The organism is Agrobacterium sp. 6Ca8 (assembly GCF_055382765.1).
The window spans coordinates 1-19514 of record NZ_AP026434.1 but is presented as its reverse complement, the minus strand read 5'-3'; the positions used below and the strand labels follow the sequence as shown (position 1 = coordinate 19514).

Genomic DNA, 19514 nt, shown 5'->3' with positions numbered 1-19514 from the left:
TCTCAGGACGCACGTTCGAGCGCCTTCAAAACCGTCCGCTCGGAAAGATTGAGATAGATTTCCATCTCGTCACCGGCCTCAGCCGCCTTGCCCTCTTCCATCAGTGACAGGATCTTGCTGTTCATGTCCACAAAGGGGGAATGGAGCTGTTCCGGGTCTTTCAGCAGGCCGAAACAAAGCCTGAGCTCAGCGGCGATTCGCTCGTAAAAATCGCTGAGACGAGCGCTGTCGAGAAGGTCGACCACGGCGGCGTGGAACTTCATGTTGGCGCTGCCCACGCCTAACCAGTCTGCCTGGTCGCGCTTTATCCTGGCATCATCGACCGCCGTGCGCATTGTGCGGATGGCCGGGTGCTTGTGCCAGGCCTGACGCAGCGCCCCGCATTCCACCATGCGCCGCACCCTGTAAATATCAATCACCGAAGCCAGGGTGGGAACGGCGACAAAAACGCCGCGATTGGCCTCGTGACGCAGCAGACCATCCTTGGTCAGGAGACGAAAGGCTTCACGCAGCGAATTGCGGGAGACCTCGAAACGTTCGCTGAAGGCTGCTTCCGAAAGACGCTGGCCCGGCATCAGTTCACCGGAGATCAGCAGGGTGCGAATACCCTTTGCCAATCGATCCGCAAGCGGCAGACCCTCTATCGTTTCCGTCATGGCGCTTTCCTTAAGAGCAATGCAACATTGGGAATTCCGTGACAGGCATGTTCGGACACGGCATGATTGCCCATAGCACAAAGCTTCAGCAAAGCGCCAAAAAAACGTGATGAATTCATACTCATAACGTCCAACAAATAGACAAAATAAAAGAACGATTATCATTTATTGTTGAACAATATTGACAATCTCACGGAACAAGACAAGATCGGTGTCATAAAGCATCCGCGAGGGGCGGATTGCGACAGGAGCGGAGAAAATCCATGGAGCAGAAAAAGCTCACCCCGACTGCCGATCTCAAAATGTCAAAACGTGCATCTCTTCTGGGAGCAATCTTCCTGATGGCAACATCTGCCATCGGTCCCGGCTTCATCACGCAGACGGCGACATTCACCATGCAGCTTGGTGCCGCATTCGCCTTCGGCATTCTTGCTTCCATCCTCATAGACTTCGTCGTTCAGCTCAACATCTGGCGCATCGTAACGCTGACGCGCATGCGTGCGTCCGACATCGCCAATGCTGCCATTCCGGGTTCCGGCTATCTTCTCGCCATTCTCGTCATCATCGGCGGCCTTTTCTTTAATATCGGCAATATTGGCGGCACCGGCCTCGGCCTGAACGCCATCTTCGGGCTCGATCCGAAAATCGGCGGCGCCATCAGCGCAATCTTCTCCATCGCCATCTTCGTTTCCAAACGGGCTGGCCTCGCCGTCGACCGGTTCATCATTTTCGCCGGTATCCTGATGATCGTGCTGACGCTCTACGTTGCATTCGTATCCGCGCCTCCGGTCGGTGATGCCTTCCGCCAGACCTTCCTGCCGGACACGATCAATTTCGCGACCATCACCACCATCGTCGGCGGCACCGTTGGCGGCTACATCACCTATTCCGGCGCGCACCGCCTGCTGGACCGGGGAATGGTCGGCATTGAAAACCTGCCCGCCGTCAACCGCGCCGCTCTGACCGGCATCGCTGTCACCGGCATCATGCGTTACGTGCTGTTCCTCGCCATTCTCGGCGTTGTCGCCAGCGGCGTCGTCATCGATACATCGGGCCAGGCCGCCAATCCCGCCGCACAGGCTTTCCGGTCGGCCGCGGGCGATCTCGGCTTCCGCCTATTCGGCATCATCTTCTGGGCTGCGGCCATCACAAGCGTCATCGGCGCGGCGTATACCTCCGTCTCGTTCCTGCCCGTGTTCAAGCAGGACATGACCGAACGCGCCCGCAACATGGCGACGGTCATCTTCATCGCTGTCTCGCTCGTCTGCTACCTGCTCATCACGACGCCGCCCGCCGCCATGCTGGTCTTCGTCGGCGGCCTGAACGGTCTTATCCTGCCCATCGGCCTCAGCATCTTCCTGTTTGCCGCATGGAAGCGCGAAGACCTGATGGGCGGCCATCGCTACTCGCGCATTCTGCTCGGCCTTGGCGTTCTGACATGCGCATTGACGTGGTACATGGGCTACAAGTCCGCCGGCACCATTTTTGGCCTGCTCGGCCTGTAATAAACTAGAGCGTTTCCGCATTTCGGAGAAAAGCGGAAACGCTCTATATATTTGTTATTACGCATTTTCCCGACGCAAAACCGCTACGCACTTTTGCTGGAAATGCTCTAAAGGGAGGCAAACATGGCCGCTATCGATCTCAACAGTGATCTTGGCGAAAGTTACGGCGCGTGGCGCATGGGAGATGACGAGGCGATGCTTGCCATCGTTTCCAGCGCCAATATCGCCTGCGGATTTCACGCAGGTGACCCGGCCGGCATCTACCGGACCGTCAAGGCCGCTGCCGAAAAAGGCGTGGTCGTCGGCGCCCATGTTTCCTACCCGGACCGCGTCGGCTTTGGCCGCCGCGATCTGGATGTGACCTCCGAAGAGCTGATCGCCGATGTCATCTACCAGATAGGCGCACTGAAGGGTGTTGCCGCCGCTGCCGGAACCACGGTGCGTTACGTGAAGCCGCATGGCGCGCTTTACAACCGCATCGCCAATGACGCGAAACAGGGACAAGCGGTCATCGACGGTATAAAGGCCGTCGATGCCTCGCTGGTGCTGATGGGTCTTGCCAATGCGCCCATCCTCGATCTCGCCCGCAAGGCAGGCCTTGCTGTCGTCGCGGAAGCCTTCGCTGACCGCGCCTACACGCCCGAAGGCCAACTCGTCTCGCGCCGTGAGGCGGGCGCCGTACTGCACGACGCTGCCAAAATCGCCGACCGGATGGTGCAGCTTGCCCGCGAAGGAACACTCGAAGCCATCGACGGCAGCAGCATCAAGATCGAAGCACAATCCATCTGCGTGCATGGCGACAGCCCCGGCGCGGTGGCGATCGCCCAGGAAATCCGCCGCCGTTTCGAAGCCGAGGGCATCGAAATCCGCTCTTTTGCATCCATTCTCTAAAAGGGCGACCAATGACGATACCCTTATCCTTTCTGAGCCACACCAATGCGCATGCCGCCCGGACGGCCCGCGCCGATTATCGTGGCGGCCTCGTTGCGCCGACCTCCGGCATCGCTCCCGGTTTCACACAGGCCAACATGATCGTGCTGCCGCGCGACTGGGCCTTCGATTTCCTGCTTTATGCGCAGCGTAATCCCAAGCCCTGCCCGGTGCTCGATGTTTCAGATCCCGGCTCACCAACCACGCTTCTTGCCCCCGGTGCCGATCTCAGGACCGACCTGCCGCTTTACCGTATCTGGCGGGACGGCAAACTTGCCGAGGAAACGGCGGATGCGACCGCCGCCTGGGCAGAGCGTGACGATCTCGTCGCTTTCCTGATCGGTTGCAGTTTTACCTTTGAAACGCCAATGGTCGAAGCGGGTATCGAAATCCGTCACATGACCTACAAAAGCAACGTTCCGATGTATCTGACCAACCGCCCCTGCCGGCCGGCCGGCCGATTTAAGGGCAACATGGTCGTTTCCATGCGACCGATCCCGGCTTCGCGCGTGGCCGATGCCGCGACAATTTCAGGACGTTTTCCGGCGGTTCACGGTGCGCCCGTGCATGTCGGCGCGCCGGAAGAAATTGGCATATCGGATCTCGCGAAGCCGGATTTCGGTGATGCCGTGCGGATTGAACCCGGCGAGGTTCCAGTTTTCTGGGCCTGCGGCGTGACGCCTCAGGCTGCAGTCATGGCGTCCGGCGTGCCGTTCGCGATTACCCATGCGCCCGGGCACATGTTCATCACCGACATTCCCGATTCTGCCTATCACGCGTGAGGATATGATGCGTTTTCTCCCCGTCAGCCTCACCACCATTCTCGTCGAACTTGCCGATCTCGATGAAACGCTGGCCCTGTTCGCCTCGCTTCAGAACGATCCGATCGAGGGCATCGACGAAACGGTTCCGGCTGCCCGCACCCTGATGATCCGTTTCCGCCCCGAAAAGATTGGCGCAGAGGCGCTGGTTGCACGGCTTTCCAGCCGCGATCTCTCCGCAAAAATCGCGCCCTCGGACAATCTGGTGGAAATACCCGTCCATTATAACGGCGAAGATCTGGCCGACGTTGCCGAACTGACCGGCATGAGCATCGACGAAGTCATCCGCCGTCATACCGAAAGCGAATTCACCGTGGCCTTCTGCGGTTTCGCGCCCGGCTTCGGTTATCTGGTTGGCGGCGATACGGCTCTTCACGTGCCGCGCCGGCAAAGCCCGCGTACCCGCATTCCGGCGGGTTCGGTGGCGCTGGCTGGCGCCTTCAGCGGCGTCTATCCGCAAAACAGCCCCGGCGGCTGGCAGATCATCGGCACCACCCCGGTGAAGATGTGGGATATAGACCGTGATCCCGGCGCGCTTTTCCAGCCGGGTTATCGCGTGCGTTTCTTCGATATGGACAAGGCCGGAAGAACGGTTGATGTTCCCACCTCAGCGCCGCGCACCGCCCGCCCTGAGATGACAAGAGAAGGCCCGCATTTCGAGGTGCTCGCGGCCCCCATGCCCGCCATTTTTCAGGATCTCGGCCGCTTCGGCCAAACCGGACAGGGCGTCTCCGCCTCCGGCGCACTGGATCGTGGCGCGTTTAACGCCGCCAACCGTATCGTCGGCAATCCCGTTAACTCGCCGTGTCTCGAGCTGACGCTCGGCGGCTTTTCCTTCAAAAGCACGAGCCGCGCCGTCATCGGCATTGCGGGCGCGCCCTGCCCCATCACCGTCAAGACCGCAGATCGCAGTTTCACCGCACAAACCCATGTTCCCGTGTCTCTCGAACCCGGCGATATCGTAACCTTGGGTCAGCCGCCGAAGGGCATGCGCTGTTATCTTGCTGTGCGTGGCGGGTTCGATATCGAGCCCGTGCTGGGCAGCTATGCGACGGATACGCTCGCCGTAGTCGGTCCAGAAAGCGTGACTGCGGGCACTAGTCTGCCGCTGAAGGGCGAAAAGACAGGACTTTCCAGCGTGTCTGTCGACGAGGCTCCGGCCTTCGATCCGCCAGCAACCGGCGATATTGTGACGCTCGACGTGGTTCTCGGACCGCGTACCGACTGGTTCACGCAAAAGGGCCTCGATACGCTGACCGGCCAGCTCTGGCAGGTCACGCCGCAATCGAACCGCGTCGGCATCCGCCTTGCCGGCGAAGTGCCGATGGAGCGCAGGGACAGTGCCGAATTGCCGAGCGAAGGCACGGCCACCGGAGCAATCCAGATTCCCCATAGCGGCCAGCCCGTTCTTTTCCTTGCCGACCACCCGTTGACCGGCGGCTATCCCGTCATCGGCGCGGTCGCGGAATACCATCTCGATCTTGCGGGGCAAATCCCCGTCAATGCCAAAATCAAGTTCCGCCCGATCGGCCCTTTTGCCGAAATCGCGGCGGCTAAAAGTCTGTAGGGAGAATAGCGATGAAAAAAGTGCTGATTGCCAATCGCGGCGAGATCGCGGTGCGGATCATACGCGCATGCCGTGATTACGGCCTGCAATCGGTTGCCGTTTATGCCGATCCCGATCAGGATGCGCTATTCGTTCGGTTGGCGGATGAGGCCTATGCGCTGGAAGGCGTCCGCCCCGCCGAAACCTATCTCGATATCGCCAAGCTGATCGCGATTGCCAAACGCGCCGGCGCGGATGCCGTGCATCCCGGTTACGGCTTTTTGTCCGAACGCGCCGAATTTGCGCAGGCGGTTATCGATGCCGGCCTTAGCTGGATCGGCCCCGACCCACATGTCATTGAAGCGCTGGGCGACAAGGTGGAAGCGCGGCGCATCGCCACCAGCGTCGGCGCACCGCTGGTGGCCGGCAGTGACGGCCCCGTCTCTACCGCCGCCGAAGTCACCGCTTTTGCCGAAGAATACGGCCTGCCCGTCGCCATCAAGGCGGCGCATGGCGGTGGTGGGCGCGGCCTGAAGGTCGCATGGAAGATGGAAGAGATCGCCGATCTCTACGAATCCGCCGTTCGCGAAGCGACCGCCGCTTTCGGTCGCGGCGAGTGCTTTCTCGAACGCTTCCTCGACCGGCCCCGCCATATCGAGGCGCAGGTTTTGGCCGACAAGCACGGCAATGTGCTGGTGCTGGGCACCCGCGATTGCTCGCTGCAACGTCGGAACCAGAAGCTGATAGAGGAGGCTCCGGCCCCGTTCCTGTCTGCCGAACAGCGACAAAAAATCCACGACGCGGCAAAGGCGATCTGTGCCGCCGCGGGCTATTCCGGTGCCGGCACCGTCGAATTCCTGCTCGGCGTTGATGGCACGATTTCTTTTCTGGAGGTCAATACGCGCCTGCAGGTGGAACATCCCGTTACCGAGGAAACCACCGGTATCGATCTCGTCATCGAGCAGTTCCGCATCGCCGAGGGCCACACCCTGCGGGTGGTTGAAACGCCGGAACCGCGCGGCCACTCTATGGAATTCCGCATCAATGCCGAAGATCCCGGCCGAGGATTCCTGCCAACACCCGGCACGATCTCGATTTTCGATGCTCCTTCCGGCCCCGGCATCCGTATGGATAGCGGCGTCGTCAGCGGCTCCAGCGTGCCTGGCGTATTCGACTCGCTGATGGCGAAGCTCATCGTTACTGGTACCGACCGCGATCAGGTTCTGCGCCGCGCGCGCCGCGCGCTGAAAGAATTCCGTATCGAAGGCATTGCCACGGTTCTGCCGTTCCATCGCGCCGCAATCGAGACGGACGACTTCATCGGCACCGACGGTTTCAAGGTTCATACCCGCTGGATCGAGACCGATTTCGCCGCCATGCCTGACGCCATGGAACGTCCTGCACCGGCTGAAGACCCTTCCATCACGCGCACCTTTCTGGAAATCGACGGCAAGCGTGTTTCTGTCGGCCTGCCGAACCTGCTGCTCTCCGGCCTCGGCGCTGTCAGCGGCGGCAATGCCGTCGCCCCCGGCGCGTCGGTCAAGGAGAAGGAAGGTGAAATTATCGCTCCCGTTTCCGGCACCTTGCAATCGTTCAAGGTGACCGATGGCGAAACTGTTTCCAAAGGCGATCTTCTGGCCGTCATGGAAGCCATGAAAATGGAAACGCAAATCGTGGCGACGAAGGCCGGCAAGGTCCGCCTGATCGTCAAGGAAGGCGACTATCTTCAGGCGGGCGCGGCACTTCTCGAAATTGCGGAATAACGCATAGACCAGGCCACCGGACCGATCAGGGAAGGTGGTCCCCTCACAATCGAAGTTTGGTCAATACGGTGGCGGAACCCTTTCGCCGCCGGGCCGTTTATGGCGCGACCTGCTAACCATCATGAGGGAAATATGGCCGGACGCACCTTGCTTCAATTCTTCCATTGGTACTATCCGGACGGAGGGAAATTATGGAGCGAGGTGGCCGAAAAGGCGGAAAGCCTTGCCCGAATGGGTATTACCGACGTCTGGCTACCGCCGGCCTACAAGGGTTCTGCGGGCGGTTTTTCGGTAGGTTACGATACCTATGATCTCTTCGACCTTGGCGAATTCGACCAGAAGGGAACAGTCGCGACCAAATACGGTGATCGCGCTGCCCTCGAACAGGCCGGTCGGACGCTGAAGGAAAACGGCATCCGCGTCATTCACGACGTGGTTCTCAATCACAAGATGGGCGCGGATGAACGAGAGAAGGTGCGGGTTCGCCGCGTCAATCCCGATGACCGCACCGAGATAGAGGACGAGGATTTCGAGGCGCACGCCTATACGCGCTTCACCTTTCCCGGCCGAAACGGCACACATTCCAAATTCATCTGGGACCTGAAGTGCTTCAGCGGCGTCGACCATATCGAAGAGCCTGATGAGGACGGCATTTTCCGTCTCGTCAACGAATATGGCGACGGCGAATGGAATGAAGAGGTCGACGAGGAGAACGGCAACTTCGATTATCTCATGGGCGCGGATGTCGAATTCCGAAACAGGGCTGTCTACGAGGAACTGAAATATTGGGGCCGGTGGCTTGCCGAACAGGTGCAGGTGGATGGTTTTCGTCTGGATGCGGCCAAACATATTCCGGCATGGTTCTTCCGCGACTGGGTAGGCCATATGCGCGACACGATTAATCCCGACCTCTTCGTTGTCGCGGAATACTGGCACCCCGATATAGACGCGCTGAAAAGCTATCTCGATCTGGTGGACAAGCAGCTGATGCTCTTCGATGTCGCCCTTCACCACCGCTTCCATGACGCTTCCAAGCAGGGCGGCGATTTCGACATGCGCACTATCTTCGATGGTTCGCTGCTTTCCGCTGTTCCAGATCACGCCGTCACGCTTGTCGACAACCACGACACGCAGCCGCTGCAATCTCTGGAAGCGCCGGTAGAACCCTGGTTCAAGCCTCTGGCCTATGCGATCATTCTGCTGCGCGAAGAAGGTGTGCCTTGCGTCTTTTATCCCGATCTTTTCGGTACGACCTATACAGACACCGGCAATGACGGCAACGACCATGAGATCGTCATGCCGGCTATCGAATGCCTTCCGAAGCTTATCGAGGCACGCAGCCGCTTTTCCAACGGTGCCCAGACGGATATTTTCGACGACCCGAGCTGCGTTGCGTTTATTCGCCACGGTACCGCCGATGAGCCGGGCTGCGTTGTGGTGATGTCGAACGGCGAGGCGGCGGAAAAACAGATTGATCTCGGCCCTGAGCAGGCGGGAGCTGTATGGCGCGATTTCCTTGGTCACCGTCACGAGCAGATCACCCTTGACGAGCATGGCAAGGGTCTGTTTTCCACCAATGGCGGCAGCGTCAGTGTCTGGGTTCCGGCCGACGTCGAGTAGGAACAATTGCTTTTAAAGCAGCCAGCCGGAAACCTTGCTCATTTGACGGATACGAGACGGCGCGGGCCCGCGCCGGCATCGGCCAGAACATCGTTCGGATTGCGTAAGGGACAGTCATCAAGTGAGAGGCAACCGCAACCGATACAGCCGGTAAGCTGGTCGCGCAGCATAATCAGGTTGTTGATACGAAGCTGCAGCATTTCCCGCCAAGACTGCGAGAACACGCGCCAGTCAGCGGTCGTCGCCACCCTGTCCTGCGGCAAATCCGCCAAGGCGTCCCTGATGATGCTGAGCTGGATACCTGCCCGCTGCGCAATGCGGATAATGGCAATGCGCCGCAGGACGGCGCGATGATAACGACGCTGGTTCCCGCTGGTGCGCCAGCCTTCGATCAATCCCTTCGCCTCGTAAAAATGGATGGTGGAAACGGCGACGCCACTACGACGCGCAACCTCCCCAACCGTCAGGCTGTGTTTAAAGATGGTATTTTCCATGCCGGCTCCGTTTTCTGAACGGCCTCCGCTCTGAAAAACGCGGAAACACACTAGAGAGCAGCCGGTATAATTCCTTAACCATAGTTGAGGTCAATAGTATGGATGGTAAAAAGAGGCGCCCATCGGGCGCCTCTGAATTCTTAAATATCGCGGATCAGAATTTGGCGGTCATGCTGATCCAGAAGCGGCGGCCTTCCATGACCGTGTTGAAATCGTCAGCGCCGACTTCCTTGTCGAATACGTTGTAAACCGCCGCGTTGAGATCGACATTTTCGGCCACCGCATATTTCGCCCCGATGTCGAGGGTGGTGTAAGCGTCATATTTACGCCCGGCCTTGCCGTTGATCGTAACCGGTTTGCCGTTCGTACCGATGCGCGGACCCGCATTGATTTCCGATCCGTGGTAGTTCACCGAAGCCCAGGCTTCCAGCCCGTCCACCGGGGTGACCCATTCGCCTCTCAGATTGGCCATGTGCTCCGGTGTCCGCGCCAGCGGAAAACCCTCGTAATCGCCCGTCTTCTGTTCGGAATGCGTATAGGTATAGTTGCCGCGCAATGTCAGTTCCGGCGTCGCATACCATGCTGCCGTCAGTTCTATGCCCTGAATGACCGCGTCGTCGATATTGTAATTGTACCAGAGGCGATAATTGCTATCTTCACTCCAGCGGGCAGGCGTTCCATCCGGATTGAGCACCAGCGCGTTGGAAATCTTGTCCTTGAAATCTGTGTAGAAATAGGTGGCACCGAGGGCAACATCACCATTGTCCCAGAGTGCTGCCAATTCATAACTCGTGCTTTTTTCCGCCTCCAGACCCGGATCGCCGATGATCACGCCGCAGGTGCCGTTCGAGGCATAGGTGCACCCACCGCCGCCAGTCGTATAGGCGTAACCCGGTGCGATCTGGCGGATTTCCGGTGCGCGGAAACCTGTTGAAATGCCGCCCTTGATCGTAAGATCGTCGGTTGCGCTCCAGACGCCGTAAAGGCGCGGGCTGAAATGATTGCCATATTTTTCATGGTTATCCAGACGAAGGCCGCCCGTCAGCGCAAAGCTATCGACAATGCGCCATTCATCCTCGACGAAGAGCGCCCATTGCGTCGCCGAGAAAGTTTCGTCGCGACCGGTACGGCGTCCCGGATTCTGGTCCTTCAGCTGTGCCTCGAAATATTGACCGCCGGTGACGAGCGTATGGTTGCCGAACAGTTCGAACGGCGTGGTGAACTTGCCGTCGAGAACGCTATTGCGAACCTCCGGCGAGCGCGGATTTTCAGTGACGCGTCCCGTGCGAAAGTTTCTGGTGAAGTTGGTGCGCTCGGCCCATTCCTGCTGGAAGGAGAATTCAGACGTGGTCGGTCCCCACCGGCCGGTATGCGACAATGACCAATGGTCGCGCGTATTGGTGTTGTAGGTGCCGTCTGCATTGGCTGCCAGCGTCTCGCCGGACTCGGCATCGCGGCGCAACCGTGCTTTGCCAGCCTCGAGATAGATGTCGTGATCCTCATTCGGCGTGAAGGTCAAACGTCCATTGAAATCATATTCCTTCGCGCCCGTCGTACCATTCAATATGCGGTCTTCGCCGCTCGTGAAGCCCCTGCCCCAGATCTGCAGCCCCAGCCGATCCTTCAGGATCGGCCCATTGGCATACCAGGACACCTGACCGCTATTACCGAATTTTGAATGTTGCTGAACCGTACCCTCGCTGGTGACGGAGCCAGACCAGACATCGCCAACCTTGCGGGTGATGATGTTGATGACGCCGCCCATGGCATCGGAACCGTAAAGAGAGGACATCGGGCCGCGCACGACCTCGATGCGTTCGATCGCCGAAACCGGCGGTACGAAACTCTGTTCGAAGCCGGAATTACCATTGGTACGGGCATCGCGCGTGCTCTGCCTCTTACCGTCAACCAGGATCAACGTGTAAGCGCCGGGCAATCCGCGAATGAAAATATCCTTCTCATTGGCAATGCCGGTGACAGATACGCCCTGAACTTCGCGCAAGGCGTCTGTCAGATCGCGGTAAGACCCCTTTTCCAGATCTTCTCGCGTCACAACCGTGATGCTGGCCGGAGCATCCTTTACATTCTGCTCGAAGCCGGACGCGGTCACCACGATCTGCTGAAGAACGGTGGTTCCGTCGGTCGCCTGCTGCGCGACAGCAGGCAAGGCAACGCTGAGCGCCGTTCCCGCCATAGCGACGGAAATGCCAGCCTTTATTATCGTCGCGGCCATATCCTGCCCGCGGTACTTCAATTCCATGTTACGCCCCCGCATTTAACTTGAGAATTTACCCCCACTTATTTAGGAGGGAGGTCTGGCGCAACGCGTTTGTTTTCGAACAGTTCTAAATTCCAGAAATTGCAAAAAGGCGCCCTCTAATCGGGGGCGGGGTAAAAAAACAGCAAGATGACAACCGGCAAGAGAAAAGAAGAACCAGCTTCCCCGACAAAGCCCGACAGGCTTGGTCAGCTGAAACTACTTGTCGCGTTCGATGCGTTGTTGCGGGAAGGAAGCGTCAGCCGCGCAGCGGCAGGCATGGGACTGCCGACATCATCGATGAGCCGCATACTACAGCAGCTGCGCGAGAAATACGGCGACCAGCTGTTCTTACGCACCGGCCAGGGTTTGCGACCCACCCCCTTTGCCGAGACCATGCGGCTGCGCATTCGTTCGCTGGCGGCGGAGGCGGAAAACCTGATCGATTATTCACAGGAAAAAGCGGCAGCTCCCGCCGCCGCCAATGTTAGCGGCTGGGAACGGCCGGTGCTGATGAAGGCGCCGCCTCTTTCGCTGCGCCCCAGCGTTCTTCTGGAAGGTCAGCCGACACCGGAAAATATAGCGGACCGCCTTGCCCGCATCGGCCACAATGCCGATCCGCAGCACAGGCTCGCCAAATATATAGCGACCTCTGCAATGGGCATCGGCAACAGCCGCCCGCTCAGCCAGCAAGAGGCGATGGACGCGCTTTCGATCATTCTCGAAGGCGATGCAGATCCCATACAGATAGGAGCGCTGCTTGCGACCATGCAATATCGCGGTGTGACCGCGGCAGAGCTTGCCGGTTTTATCGAAGCCATGTGGGGCCATATAAAAAGAGACCAGCAAGCGCCCGCATCGGTCGATCTCGACTGGCCGGCCTATATGTCGCCCAAACACCGCGATGCACCCTGGTTCCTGCATTCCGCGCGTCTCGTATCCATGGCGGGATATAGCGTCTTGTTACACGGCCATGTGGGCCAGGGAGAAAATGGCGGTAAGCTCGAACTCGCCGCTGAAGCCTGCGGCATACCGCTCTGCCATTCACTTTCGCAGGCGGCCAAGGCCACTGCCTCGCAAGGGATCGCCTATCTGCCGATCGGTGGACTATCGTTACAGTTTCAGAGCCTGCTTGGCCTGCACGGCATTCTGGAAATGCGCCTGCCGCTCAATACGGTCGTGCATCTTCTCAATCCGCTTCGCGCCAGAAGCACCATTATCGGCGTCGCCCGCCCCTCCTATCAGGAGCTTCATCGCGATACGGCGCGGCTGCTTTCCGTCGAGAGCCTTGCCATTCTCGGCAATACGCGGGATTTCGCACAATTTACTCCCTTCCGCAGCACCCGGATCTTCGGTCTTTCCAAGGGCGAAGATGTCGAGTTCGTCATTCCCGCCCGCGAAACGCCACCGGCCGAAATGCCGACCATGTTCACCACCTTCGAATATTGGCGCGCCGTCTGGACGGGGGCGGCCAGAGACGAGAGGGCGGAAACCATCATCGTCTCCACCGCTGCCATTGCCCTGATGCTGGTCAATGATATGGTTCTGCCTTTTGAAGAGGCCTATGCCCGCAGCCTGCGGCTGTGGAACGACAGGGCACGCGATTTCGCCATTGCTTAGGCGTTGGCGACTGATTTTTTCAGCGCCAGATATTCCCACAGCGCCACCAGCAGCAAAATCCCCGTGCTTGCCAGTTGCAGCGCAAAAAGCGGCACGCCCGGCACCGGCAGAAGCAGGCAGAGCGCCGCTACTCCGGCAAAATGCGAGATCGGCCGCTGATAGGTGGCAGCAATCTTGACGCCGATATTACCGGCTAGAAACAGGATCGGGCCGCCAAGAATGGCGAGTGACTCCCTCATCGTCGTCCCTTCATGGGCATGGGACAGGCTGAAATCCTCTCCAACTGCCGTGAGGATGATGCCGGCCACTATAGGCAAATGTCCGTAGTTGAAAAGATTCTGGGCAATCTTCGCTTTCTCGTCGGCATGTTCGGCCTTTCTGGAGGCCTCTTCCTGCCCGTGATGGAAATAGATCCACCACATTGTGACGGTGCTGACGAAGGCCGAACAAAAGACGATGAATGTGAGGCCAGAATTCATATATTCCGTGGCCGTGCGGCCGGTGGTTAGGATCGTTTCCCCGAGACAGATGATGACGAAAAGCGCACAGCGCTCCGCAAGGTGCTCGCCGGAAAGATGCAGCTTGTCCGCATCGCTTGCTTTCAATCCCGGGACGACATAACGAAAAGCCGGTCCGGCATATTCTATCGCGAGTGCTATACCCCACAGGAGGATTCGATCCGTCAGATCGACAAGCCCACCAGCCAGCCAGAACAGGCTCGATACGACTAGCCAGATCGTCACGCGCACAAAAACCAGAAAAGACTGCCTGTCCTCTCCCTTGAAGGCATAAAGTGCAAACAGGCTCCGTCCCACCTGCATGGCACTGTAGATAAGGGCAAACACGAAACCCTGTTCCGCAAAAGCCTCCGGCAGCGCGATGGCCAAAAGAACCCCGCCGAACATCAGGACGAAAAGCAGAATCCGGACAGGCTCCTTTTCGGTATTCAGCAGGTTGGTGATCCAGGTGGTGTGTATCCACAACCACCAAAGTGACAATATCAGTATGCCCGCCTCAAGCGCAGCTGTCGGTCCGAAGTCCTTTGCTAGCGCATGGGAAAGCTGAATGAGCGCGAAAACGAAAACCAGATCGAAGAACAGTTCAGGAAAGGTCGCCTTTTCTGCTTCGTGCCCGTCCTGTTTGATCCAGGTTTGCGCATCCGGTTTCTGCCCGGACGTTTCGCTTTCGGTTCCCATTCTGCCCCTGTTCGTCAATATGAATTATTGCGATCGCGTTAGCGTTGCGCTTCAACCGAAGAATTAACATTCGAGTCCCGGCCGGGAAACTGCAGCGCCCGCGCATTGTCGGGATAAAAACGCGGTCCTACTAGACGCACTGTCTTGCCGGAGACATCGGTAATATAATTCGATGCGGTCGCCCCAGGCGAGAATTCGGCGCTAGGGGTCTTGGTCGGTTCCAATATGCTGACCTCTAAAGGCTGAGCAAATATCGGGTGGCTCGTCGCGGAGATGACAATTGTCGCGATAAAGAGGGACTTGGAGAACATCGGCACATCCTGTCACAATTGACTGCGCCATAAACAGCCCTCGCCCGGTTTGGTTCCAGCCGTCTTTCAGCTGTCCTCGTCCAGATAGGTTCGATATTGCACATAGTCTGAACTTGGTTGCCCGTCGATAATTTCCGGCGGCCGCCCCTCACCTCCGGTTAAATAACCGGCATCTTCAAGTCCCGCCCTCAAGAGCTTTTCGATGGCGGTATGTCGAGGCAAGGCAATGTCCGCCATGTAAACAGCGACAGCCAGCTCCATATCGTCTGGAAAAACCATAGGCTCACCGCCCCCTTCCCACATAGGTAGGGAAACGCACGATCTTAAGGAAGGTTCAGTTCCAACATCGTGCCATATCGAAATCTCGGCATTACCCCGGTCTAGTCACGCAAGAAACGCATAAAAATCGCGCTTTTCCTGCCCGTATCATCGCACTACCGCTAAAAGATACCCGGACTCAAGCGATTGAAACCAATCATGGAATAACTCAAACGAAAGTCAATCAAGGCTTAACTTTCATTACTTTGCATTAACCATGGGAACCCCTGCCAGCACAGTCTGTTCGTAAACACTGGCAGCCTCACAGCGAATCTTCGGAGTCTTACAGAAACAGCGTCAATGTAGCTGCAGACTGGGAATTCGGCAAGCCGGCGCCATTTTCTGTCCGTCCTCAAGAACTCATACAGCCATGCTTCTCTCTATCCCGTCAGTTCGACCCCGCAGTTGCGCCAGAAGCATGGCCTGAAGATCAAACCCGCCCTCGTGGGCCTTACGGGTGAGATTGCGCAGATATCCGCCCAGCGAGCTGATCTGGTCTGCCTTTTGCAGCAGGCAGGCAAGAATCGCCGCTGTTCCCTGTCGACCGAAAGTAGTGAGGGCGTCCTGGTAGGCCGACTGGCTAACGTTGAACATGGTTTTGATGACTGATGTCGCCACTTCCAGATCACGCCATCCAGTCACTGCTCCTCCGGGTGCATAGAGGGAAATGTCCGGGCAAGCCTTCACAACCAAAACAATATCAGGAACAAAAAATTGCTTATGAAGAACAGGCTTTGGCTGTTGCGATGACGGTTTTGCACTGACGGGTACGGCGTATTCTGGCTGTACGACTGTCGTGTCGGCAGGTGCGACGATTACCGGTTCACGCAAATTTTGCGGTTTAGATATAGATTCGGATTCTGAATTCTTTATGAGGCGCTCATTTTGGCAGTCATTGCCGCCCGATTTCTCCGAATTTTCAATATTTTCCAGATAGTTGGTCACTTCTGCACGCAGGGAGACCAAAAATCCGGCGATTTCCTTGAGTTCGACAGGCTTTGAATTACGGCCGAGAGACCGGGCAATGGCATTGTAGCGCGCCTGGAATCCTTCTGACGTTACGACTTCACCGCTGGCGGCTATCATTTCGCAAAGCTTCTGGATATCGCGGCGGCACAGGCTGATGTTTTCACGAAGCCGCTGAAGGTCGAGCCGCTCGCGAACGATGCGTTCGGCGAGTTCCTCGATTTCCGATTTGCGGGCGAGAAGCGGTGCCAGCGAAAAACCATAGGCTTCGCTGATTTCTCCGCCCCTGTGCTTACGGGCGTAGCGTTTTCCGTTCGGACTATCCTTGCGGATGATGAGACCGGCCTCGACGAGAGCCGAGAGATGGCGGCGCAATGTCTGTTCTGCCATTCCATGTGCTCGCAATGACAATTGCGTATTCGACGGAAAGACGACCAAACCGGCTTCGCTGGAGAGTTCATTTTTCGGATAAAAACTCAGAAGGGCGTTCAAGACCGCGAGAGAACGATCGGTCACGCCGAGCAATGGTCTGGCTTCACAGACCGAACGGTAGAGTTTCCATTTATCGACCGCCTCGGTCTTTTTATTTTTCTGCGCGGCAAACTGAGTTGCGAGGACGCCAAACGACATCGCTCGCCGCCCAAAGGGCGTCGTTACACATGTGCTGTCCATGTCTTTCACCTTTCACAAGGCAAAAGAAAATCGCTCACCGAAAAATTCGATGCCAAGACTCTTGACTATGATTCGCGGAAATGAGATTCTTTGGTTGCTTAGATCAAAGAAAGGCTTCCGTGCGGCAACGTTCGGGGGCTTTTTTCTTTTGTAATGCGTCTCCTGTTAGTCGTTGGTATTAACAATCACTGCTTGGACCGGTATTCGGCAAACAGCGCCTGAAGATGTTCCAGAACGAAATCGGCAAATTCCGGCGCCTCGTTCTTGTCGATGGATATATCCAGCTTGCGGTCGCTTTCGACCACCTTTGCCAGTCTGCTGCCAGTTTCCGAAGACCAGACACCGGCTTTCTTTGCCTGTGCCTTGGGTTTCAGAAAATCCAGAAGCGACTTGAAGCGTTCTTCGGACGGAAGAGCGGCAACGGATGGCTCCCGTACATAAGCGCGCGCCGCTTCCTTGACCTGTGACGAGGAGAGCTGATCTGCGAGATCCATCCAGTTACGGCGACCGACGGTGGGTGCCGGACCAATAAGATCGACCAGATCCTCGGGAATGCGACCGACAACCGATAGCATGTTGGAAAGATCGCCCTTGTGCAGGGACATCGCCGCCATGATCGTATCACGCGGAAACCGCATCTGCAGTTTCTGGGCGAAGCGCGCCTTTTCGATATAGGTTAGGTCACGGCGCTCGTTGTTTTCCTGTCCCTGGGCGACAACCAGCTGTTCGTCGCTGAGATCGCGAACCACGGCCTTGACCGGAATACCCAGGTTGGAAACTGCGCGCAGACGGCGATGGCCAAATGCGACCTGATAACGTCCCGGAAATTCAGGATGCGGGCGAACCAGAATGGGAACCTGCTGGCCCTGCTCGCGAATAGCCTCCACCAGGCCTGCATCCGCCTCTTCCGAGGCTGGCATGCGGTCGGGTATGAAGGATGGGTCGATATCAGCAGGATTGAGCGAAACGATCGTAAGGCCCTCTGCGAGCCGTTTTTCGATCTCTTCAGCACGCTTGGAGCGTTCCGACACTTCGTTCAGAGACTGGCCGATCATGCCGACTGGCGAGTTCGACACATCCGTCACCAGTTCGGGAGAACCGAGGATGGGTCTGACACGCGGACGGGACCGCTCGGGAGTGGTATCGTTGTCTGTGCCTGGCGTGCCAAGATTGGCGAAAATCTGTTTTCTGCTCATGCTGCCCTACCCCACGCTTTTTTAATCAATCCCTCGATTTCAGCGTTCACGTTGTTCATGGCTTCCAGTGCGCGGTCATAGGTGGAGCGCGTGAACTGGGTTCTTTCCACCTCGAAAAGCGTCTGGTTGGTCAATCCGGCATCCGAAACGGCCGTGCTCTTCAGCATCGGGTGAATGAGGACGTTTTCACCGAAGATCGAGCGCAGGAAAGCCACCATCTGGTTCTGCGGCCCATCGCTCGGTTCGAAACGCGTGATGAGGTAACGCATCCAGTTATAATCGGAGCGTGCGCCGGCCCTGCCGATTTCAGCGAGAAGATCGCCAGTCATGGCAAGGAACTGGTTCATGGACATGACATCAAGCATTTGCGGATGAACTGTCACGAGAACCGATGTTGCTGCCGTCAGCGCCGAAAGCGTCAGGTAACCGAGTTGCGGTGGGCAATCGATGACCACGACGTCGTAGAAATTCTGGGCCTGGGCGATTGCCTGGCCGATGCGAGCGAAGAACAGAGTGTCGCCCGGTGCGCGGCGCATCAGTGCGCGCGGGGTATCATGTTCGAACTCCATAAGTTCCAGATTGCCTGGAACGATATGAAGGTTGGGAATATAGGTGCCGCGAACGATTTCGGCGATCGGCCGGCGTTCGTCATCGTAGCGGATCGCGCCGTAGAGCGTTTCATTCGGGCCGACATCCATTTCGGGCTGGTGACCGAAGAGAGCGGAGAGACTGGCCTGCGGATCGAGATCGATAGCCAGAACCCGGTAACCACGCAGTGCCAGATATTGTGCCAGATGCGCGGATGTCGTGGTCTTACCCGAACCGCCTTTGAAATTCATGACGGCGATGACCTGCAATTCCTCGCCGTCGCGACGGTGGGGCAGATAGCGACGCGCGCCGCGGGCGCCCTGATCGAGAAACTTTCTGATCTCGTCCATATCCTCTACCGAATAGGAACGACGACCGGATGCCTGCGCTGCATCGAGCTCCGGACGCTCAGCGGCGATCTGACGAAGATAGGCTTCACCGATGCCGATCAGCCGGGCGGTTTCTGCCGGCGAAAAATGGCGCATACTCTTTTCGGTATGCGGTGAAAACGTATTCGCATTATGCGCCTGCAATTGGGCTGACAATGCAGCCGAATGCTGTTGTATAAGGCTCGTGAGGTCGGGTGCCCCTGCAGCAAATCTTGAGTCGGCACTCTGTGTCATGGATCTACTTTCGCTCGATATTGCAGTTGCGGTTTTTTTCGAAAAAGACGGTTTTTTCCGCAACTGAGATATAAGCGCCGATTCTCTTTTTGGCGCAATAGGCTTTTTTCCCGGATGCAGAAGTACCGCTAAGGCATTGTGGAAGAATCAGTTTTGCTTTTTGTGACAGTTTTTCGGTTAGCCGCGGCTAACTTCGTCTCCGTTCTGGCTGAGACGCGTTTTTTGGCTTCCTTTAAAATTGACATGGAGCGATCAGAGCGAAAGTTTGCCGCGGCTAACTTTGAGAATCCTGCGCACCAAATGTGCAATGAGCGATCCCGCCGGCGGAAAGTGAAGGGTAGACATTGGCAGGTGTTTAATCTCTACTCATCGACTAGAGTATCAACGGGTCCGGCGCCCACCGCCTGACCTTTCGTGCTGTCGCAGATTGGA

At 57.6% G+C, this 19514-nt stretch carries 16 protein-coding genes; 7 read left to right on the top strand and 9 right to left on the bottom strand.

Annotation, left to right across the window (positions count from 1 at the left end; all coding sequences use genetic code 11):
* Positions 1–2: 2 nt before the first annotated feature.
* A complete protein-coding gene (locus tag ACZ5A6_RS14270; protein ID WP_003511611.1) occupies positions 3–656 on the bottom strand; it encodes a GntR family transcriptional regulator in 654 nt (217 codons plus the stop codon).
* 263 nt (positions 657–919) lie between these two features.
* On the opposite strand from ACZ5A6_RS14270, the gene ACZ5A6_RS14265 reads away from it, so the two are divergent.
* The 6 genes from ACZ5A6_RS14265 to amyA all read left to right on the top strand — a co-directional run bounded on the left by ACZ5A6_RS14265 (position 920) and on the right by amyA (position 8841).
* Positions 920–2161: an NRAMP family divalent metal transporter gene (locus ACZ5A6_RS14265; RefSeq protein ID WP_003511614.1), complete on the top strand. Its 1242-nt coding sequence runs from the start codon at positions 920–922 to the stop codon at positions 2159–2161.
* Positions 2162–2284: 123 nt separating this feature from the next.
* On the top strand, positions 2285–3052 hold the full coding sequence (locus ACZ5A6_RS14260) for a LamB/YcsF family protein (RefSeq protein ID WP_003511617.1): 768 nt from the start codon (positions 2285–2287) through the stop codon (positions 3050–3052).
* A gap of 11 nt (positions 3053–3063) precedes the next feature.
* Positions 3064–3873 carry a putative hydro-lyase gene (locus ACZ5A6_RS14255; protein ID WP_112291765.1) on the top strand — a complete coding sequence of 270 codons (810 nt, stop codon included), beginning with the start codon at positions 3064–3066 and terminating at the stop codon, positions 3871–3873.
* A 7-nt stretch (positions 3874–3880) separates the two neighbouring features.
* Entirely contained in the window at positions 3881–5479 is a 1599-nt protein-coding gene (locus ACZ5A6_RS14250; protein ID WP_026330727.1) for a 5-oxoprolinase subunit B/C family protein, read from the top strand.
* Positions 5480–5490: 11 nt separating this feature from the next.
* Positions 5491–7221, top strand: coding sequence for an acetyl/propionyl/methylcrotonyl-CoA carboxylase subunit alpha (locus ACZ5A6_RS14245; RefSeq protein ID WP_025595303.1), 1731 nt, complete (start codon positions 5491–5493; stop codon positions 7219–7221).
* A 132-nt stretch (positions 7222–7353) separates the two neighbouring features.
* The gene (amyA, locus tag ACZ5A6_RS14240) at positions 7354–8841 is read left to right on the top strand and encodes an alpha-amylase (protein ID WP_080849916.1); all 1488 of its coding nucleotides are present in this window, start codon (positions 7354–7356) and stop codon (positions 8839–8841) included.
* A gap of 38 nt (positions 8842–8879) precedes the next feature.
* On the opposite strand, the gene soxR is transcribed toward amyA, so the two are convergent.
* Together soxR and ACZ5A6_RS14230 are read right to left on the bottom strand one after the other, a co-directional pair.
* Positions 8880–9335, bottom strand: a complete 456-nt coding sequence (soxR, locus tag ACZ5A6_RS14235; RefSeq protein ID WP_013761951.1) for a redox-sensitive transcriptional activator SoxR — start codon at positions 9333–9335, stop codon at positions 8880–8882.
* Between the two features lie 154 nt (positions 9336–9489).
* A complete protein-coding gene (locus tag ACZ5A6_RS14230) occupies positions 9490–11595 on the bottom strand; it encodes a TonB-dependent receptor domain-containing protein (RefSeq protein ID WP_112291763.1) in 2106 nt (701 codons plus the stop codon).
* Positions 11596–11742: 147 nt separating this feature from the next.
* On the opposite strand from ACZ5A6_RS14230, the gene ACZ5A6_RS14225 reads away from it, so the two are divergent.
* A complete protein-coding gene (locus ACZ5A6_RS14225) occupies positions 11743–13212 on the top strand; it encodes a glycosyl transferase family protein (RefSeq protein WP_112291761.1) in 1470 nt (489 codons plus the stop codon).
* On the opposite strand, the gene ACZ5A6_RS14220 is transcribed toward ACZ5A6_RS14225, so the two are convergent.
* The 6 genes from ACZ5A6_RS14220 to repA form a co-directional block, all read right to left on the bottom strand.
* Positions 13209–14408, bottom strand: a complete 1200-nt coding sequence (locus ACZ5A6_RS14220) for a low temperature requirement protein A (RefSeq protein WP_112291759.1) — start codon at positions 14406–14408, stop codon at positions 13209–13211. The two genes, ACZ5A6_RS14225 and ACZ5A6_RS14220, sit on opposite strands and share 4 nt — an antisense overlap.
* A 38-nt stretch (positions 14409–14446) precedes the next feature.
* Positions 14447–14719, bottom strand: coding sequence for a hypothetical protein (locus tag ACZ5A6_RS14215; protein ID WP_112191653.1), 273 nt, complete (start codon positions 14717–14719; stop codon positions 14447–14449).
* 66 nt (positions 14720–14785) lie between these two features.
* Entirely contained in the window at positions 14786–14998 is a 213-nt protein-coding gene (locus ACZ5A6_RS14210) for a hypothetical protein (RefSeq protein WP_112191654.1), read from the bottom strand.
* A gap of 399 nt (positions 14999–15397) precedes the next feature.
* Entirely contained in the window at positions 15398–16675 is a 1278-nt protein-coding gene (repC, locus tag ACZ5A6_RS14205; protein WP_075807636.1) for a plasmid replication protein RepC, read from the bottom strand.
* A gap of 185 nt (positions 16676–16860) precedes the next feature.
* Positions 16861–17871: a plasmid partitioning protein RepB gene (repB, locus tag ACZ5A6_RS14200; RefSeq protein ID WP_065662385.1), complete on the bottom strand. Its 1011-nt coding sequence runs from the start codon at positions 17869–17871 to the stop codon at positions 16861–16863.
* The gene (gene repA / locus ACZ5A6_RS14195) at positions 17868–19082 is read right to left on the bottom strand and encodes a plasmid partitioning protein RepA (RefSeq protein ID WP_026330729.1); all 1215 of its coding nucleotides are present in this window, start codon (positions 19080–19082) and stop codon (positions 17868–17870) included. The genes repB and repA overlap by 4 nt, the downstream gene beginning before the upstream one ends.
* Between the last annotated feature and the right edge of the window lie 432 nt (positions 19083–19514).

What these genes read in the sequence shown, in the direction of transcription:
- ACZ5A6_RS14270 (WP_003511611.1), bottom strand. Translation starts at nt 656, where the DNA reads ATGACGGAAACGATAGAGGGTCTGCCGCTTGCGGATCGATTGGCAAAG.
- ACZ5A6_RS14265 (WP_003511614.1), top strand. Translation starts at nt 920, where the DNA reads ATGGAGCAGAAAAAGCTCACCCCGACTGCCGATCTCAAAATGTCAAAA.
- ACZ5A6_RS14260 (WP_003511617.1), top strand. Translation starts at nt 2,285, where the DNA reads ATGGCCGCTATCGATCTCAACAGTGATCTTGGCGAAAGTTACGGCGCG.
- ACZ5A6_RS14255 (WP_112291765.1), top strand. Translation starts at nt 3,064, where the DNA reads ATGACGATACCCTTATCCTTTCTGAGCCACACCAATGCGCATGCCGCC.
- ACZ5A6_RS14250 (WP_026330727.1), top strand. Translation starts at nt 3,881, where the DNA reads ATGCGTTTTCTCCCCGTCAGCCTCACCACCATTCTCGTCGAACTTGCC.
- ACZ5A6_RS14245 (WP_025595303.1), top strand. Translation starts at nt 5,491, where the DNA reads ATGAAAAAAGTGCTGATTGCCAATCGCGGCGAGATCGCGGTGCGGATC.
- amyA (WP_080849916.1), top strand. Translation starts at nt 7,354, where the DNA reads ATGGCCGGACGCACCTTGCTTCAATTCTTCCATTGGTACTATCCGGAC.
- soxR (WP_013761951.1), bottom strand. Translation starts at nt 9,335, where the DNA reads ATGGAAAATACCATCTTTAAACACAGCCTGACGGTTGGGGAGGTTGCG.
- ACZ5A6_RS14230 (WP_112291763.1), bottom strand. Translation starts at nt 11,595, where the DNA reads ATGGAATTGAAGTACCGCGGGCAGGATATGGCCGCGACGATAATAAAG.
- ACZ5A6_RS14225 (WP_112291761.1), top strand. Translation starts at nt 11,743, where the DNA reads ATGACAACCGGCAAGAGAAAAGAAGAACCAGCTTCCCCGACAAAGCCC.
- ACZ5A6_RS14220 (WP_112291759.1), bottom strand. Translation starts at nt 14,408, where the DNA reads ATGGGAACCGAAAGCGAAACGTCCGGGCAGAAACCGGATGCGCAAACC.
- ACZ5A6_RS14215 (WP_112191653.1), bottom strand. Translation starts at nt 14,719, where the DNA reads ATGTTCTCCAAGTCCCTCTTTATCGCGACAATTGTCATCTCCGCGACG.
- ACZ5A6_RS14210 (WP_112191654.1), bottom strand. Translation starts at nt 14,998, where the DNA reads ATGGTTTTTCCAGACGATATGGAGCTGGCTGTCGCTGTTTACATGGCG.
- repC (WP_075807636.1), bottom strand. Translation starts at nt 16,675, where the DNA reads ATGGACAGCACATGTGTAACGACGCCCTTTGGGCGGCGAGCGATGTCG.
- repB (WP_065662385.1), bottom strand. Translation starts at nt 17,871, where the DNA reads ATGAGCAGAAAACAGATTTTCGCCAATCTTGGCACGCCAGGCACAGAC.
- repA (WP_026330729.1), bottom strand. Translation starts at nt 19,082, where the DNA reads ATGACACAGAGTGCCGACTCAAGATTTGCTGCAGGGGCACCCGACCTC.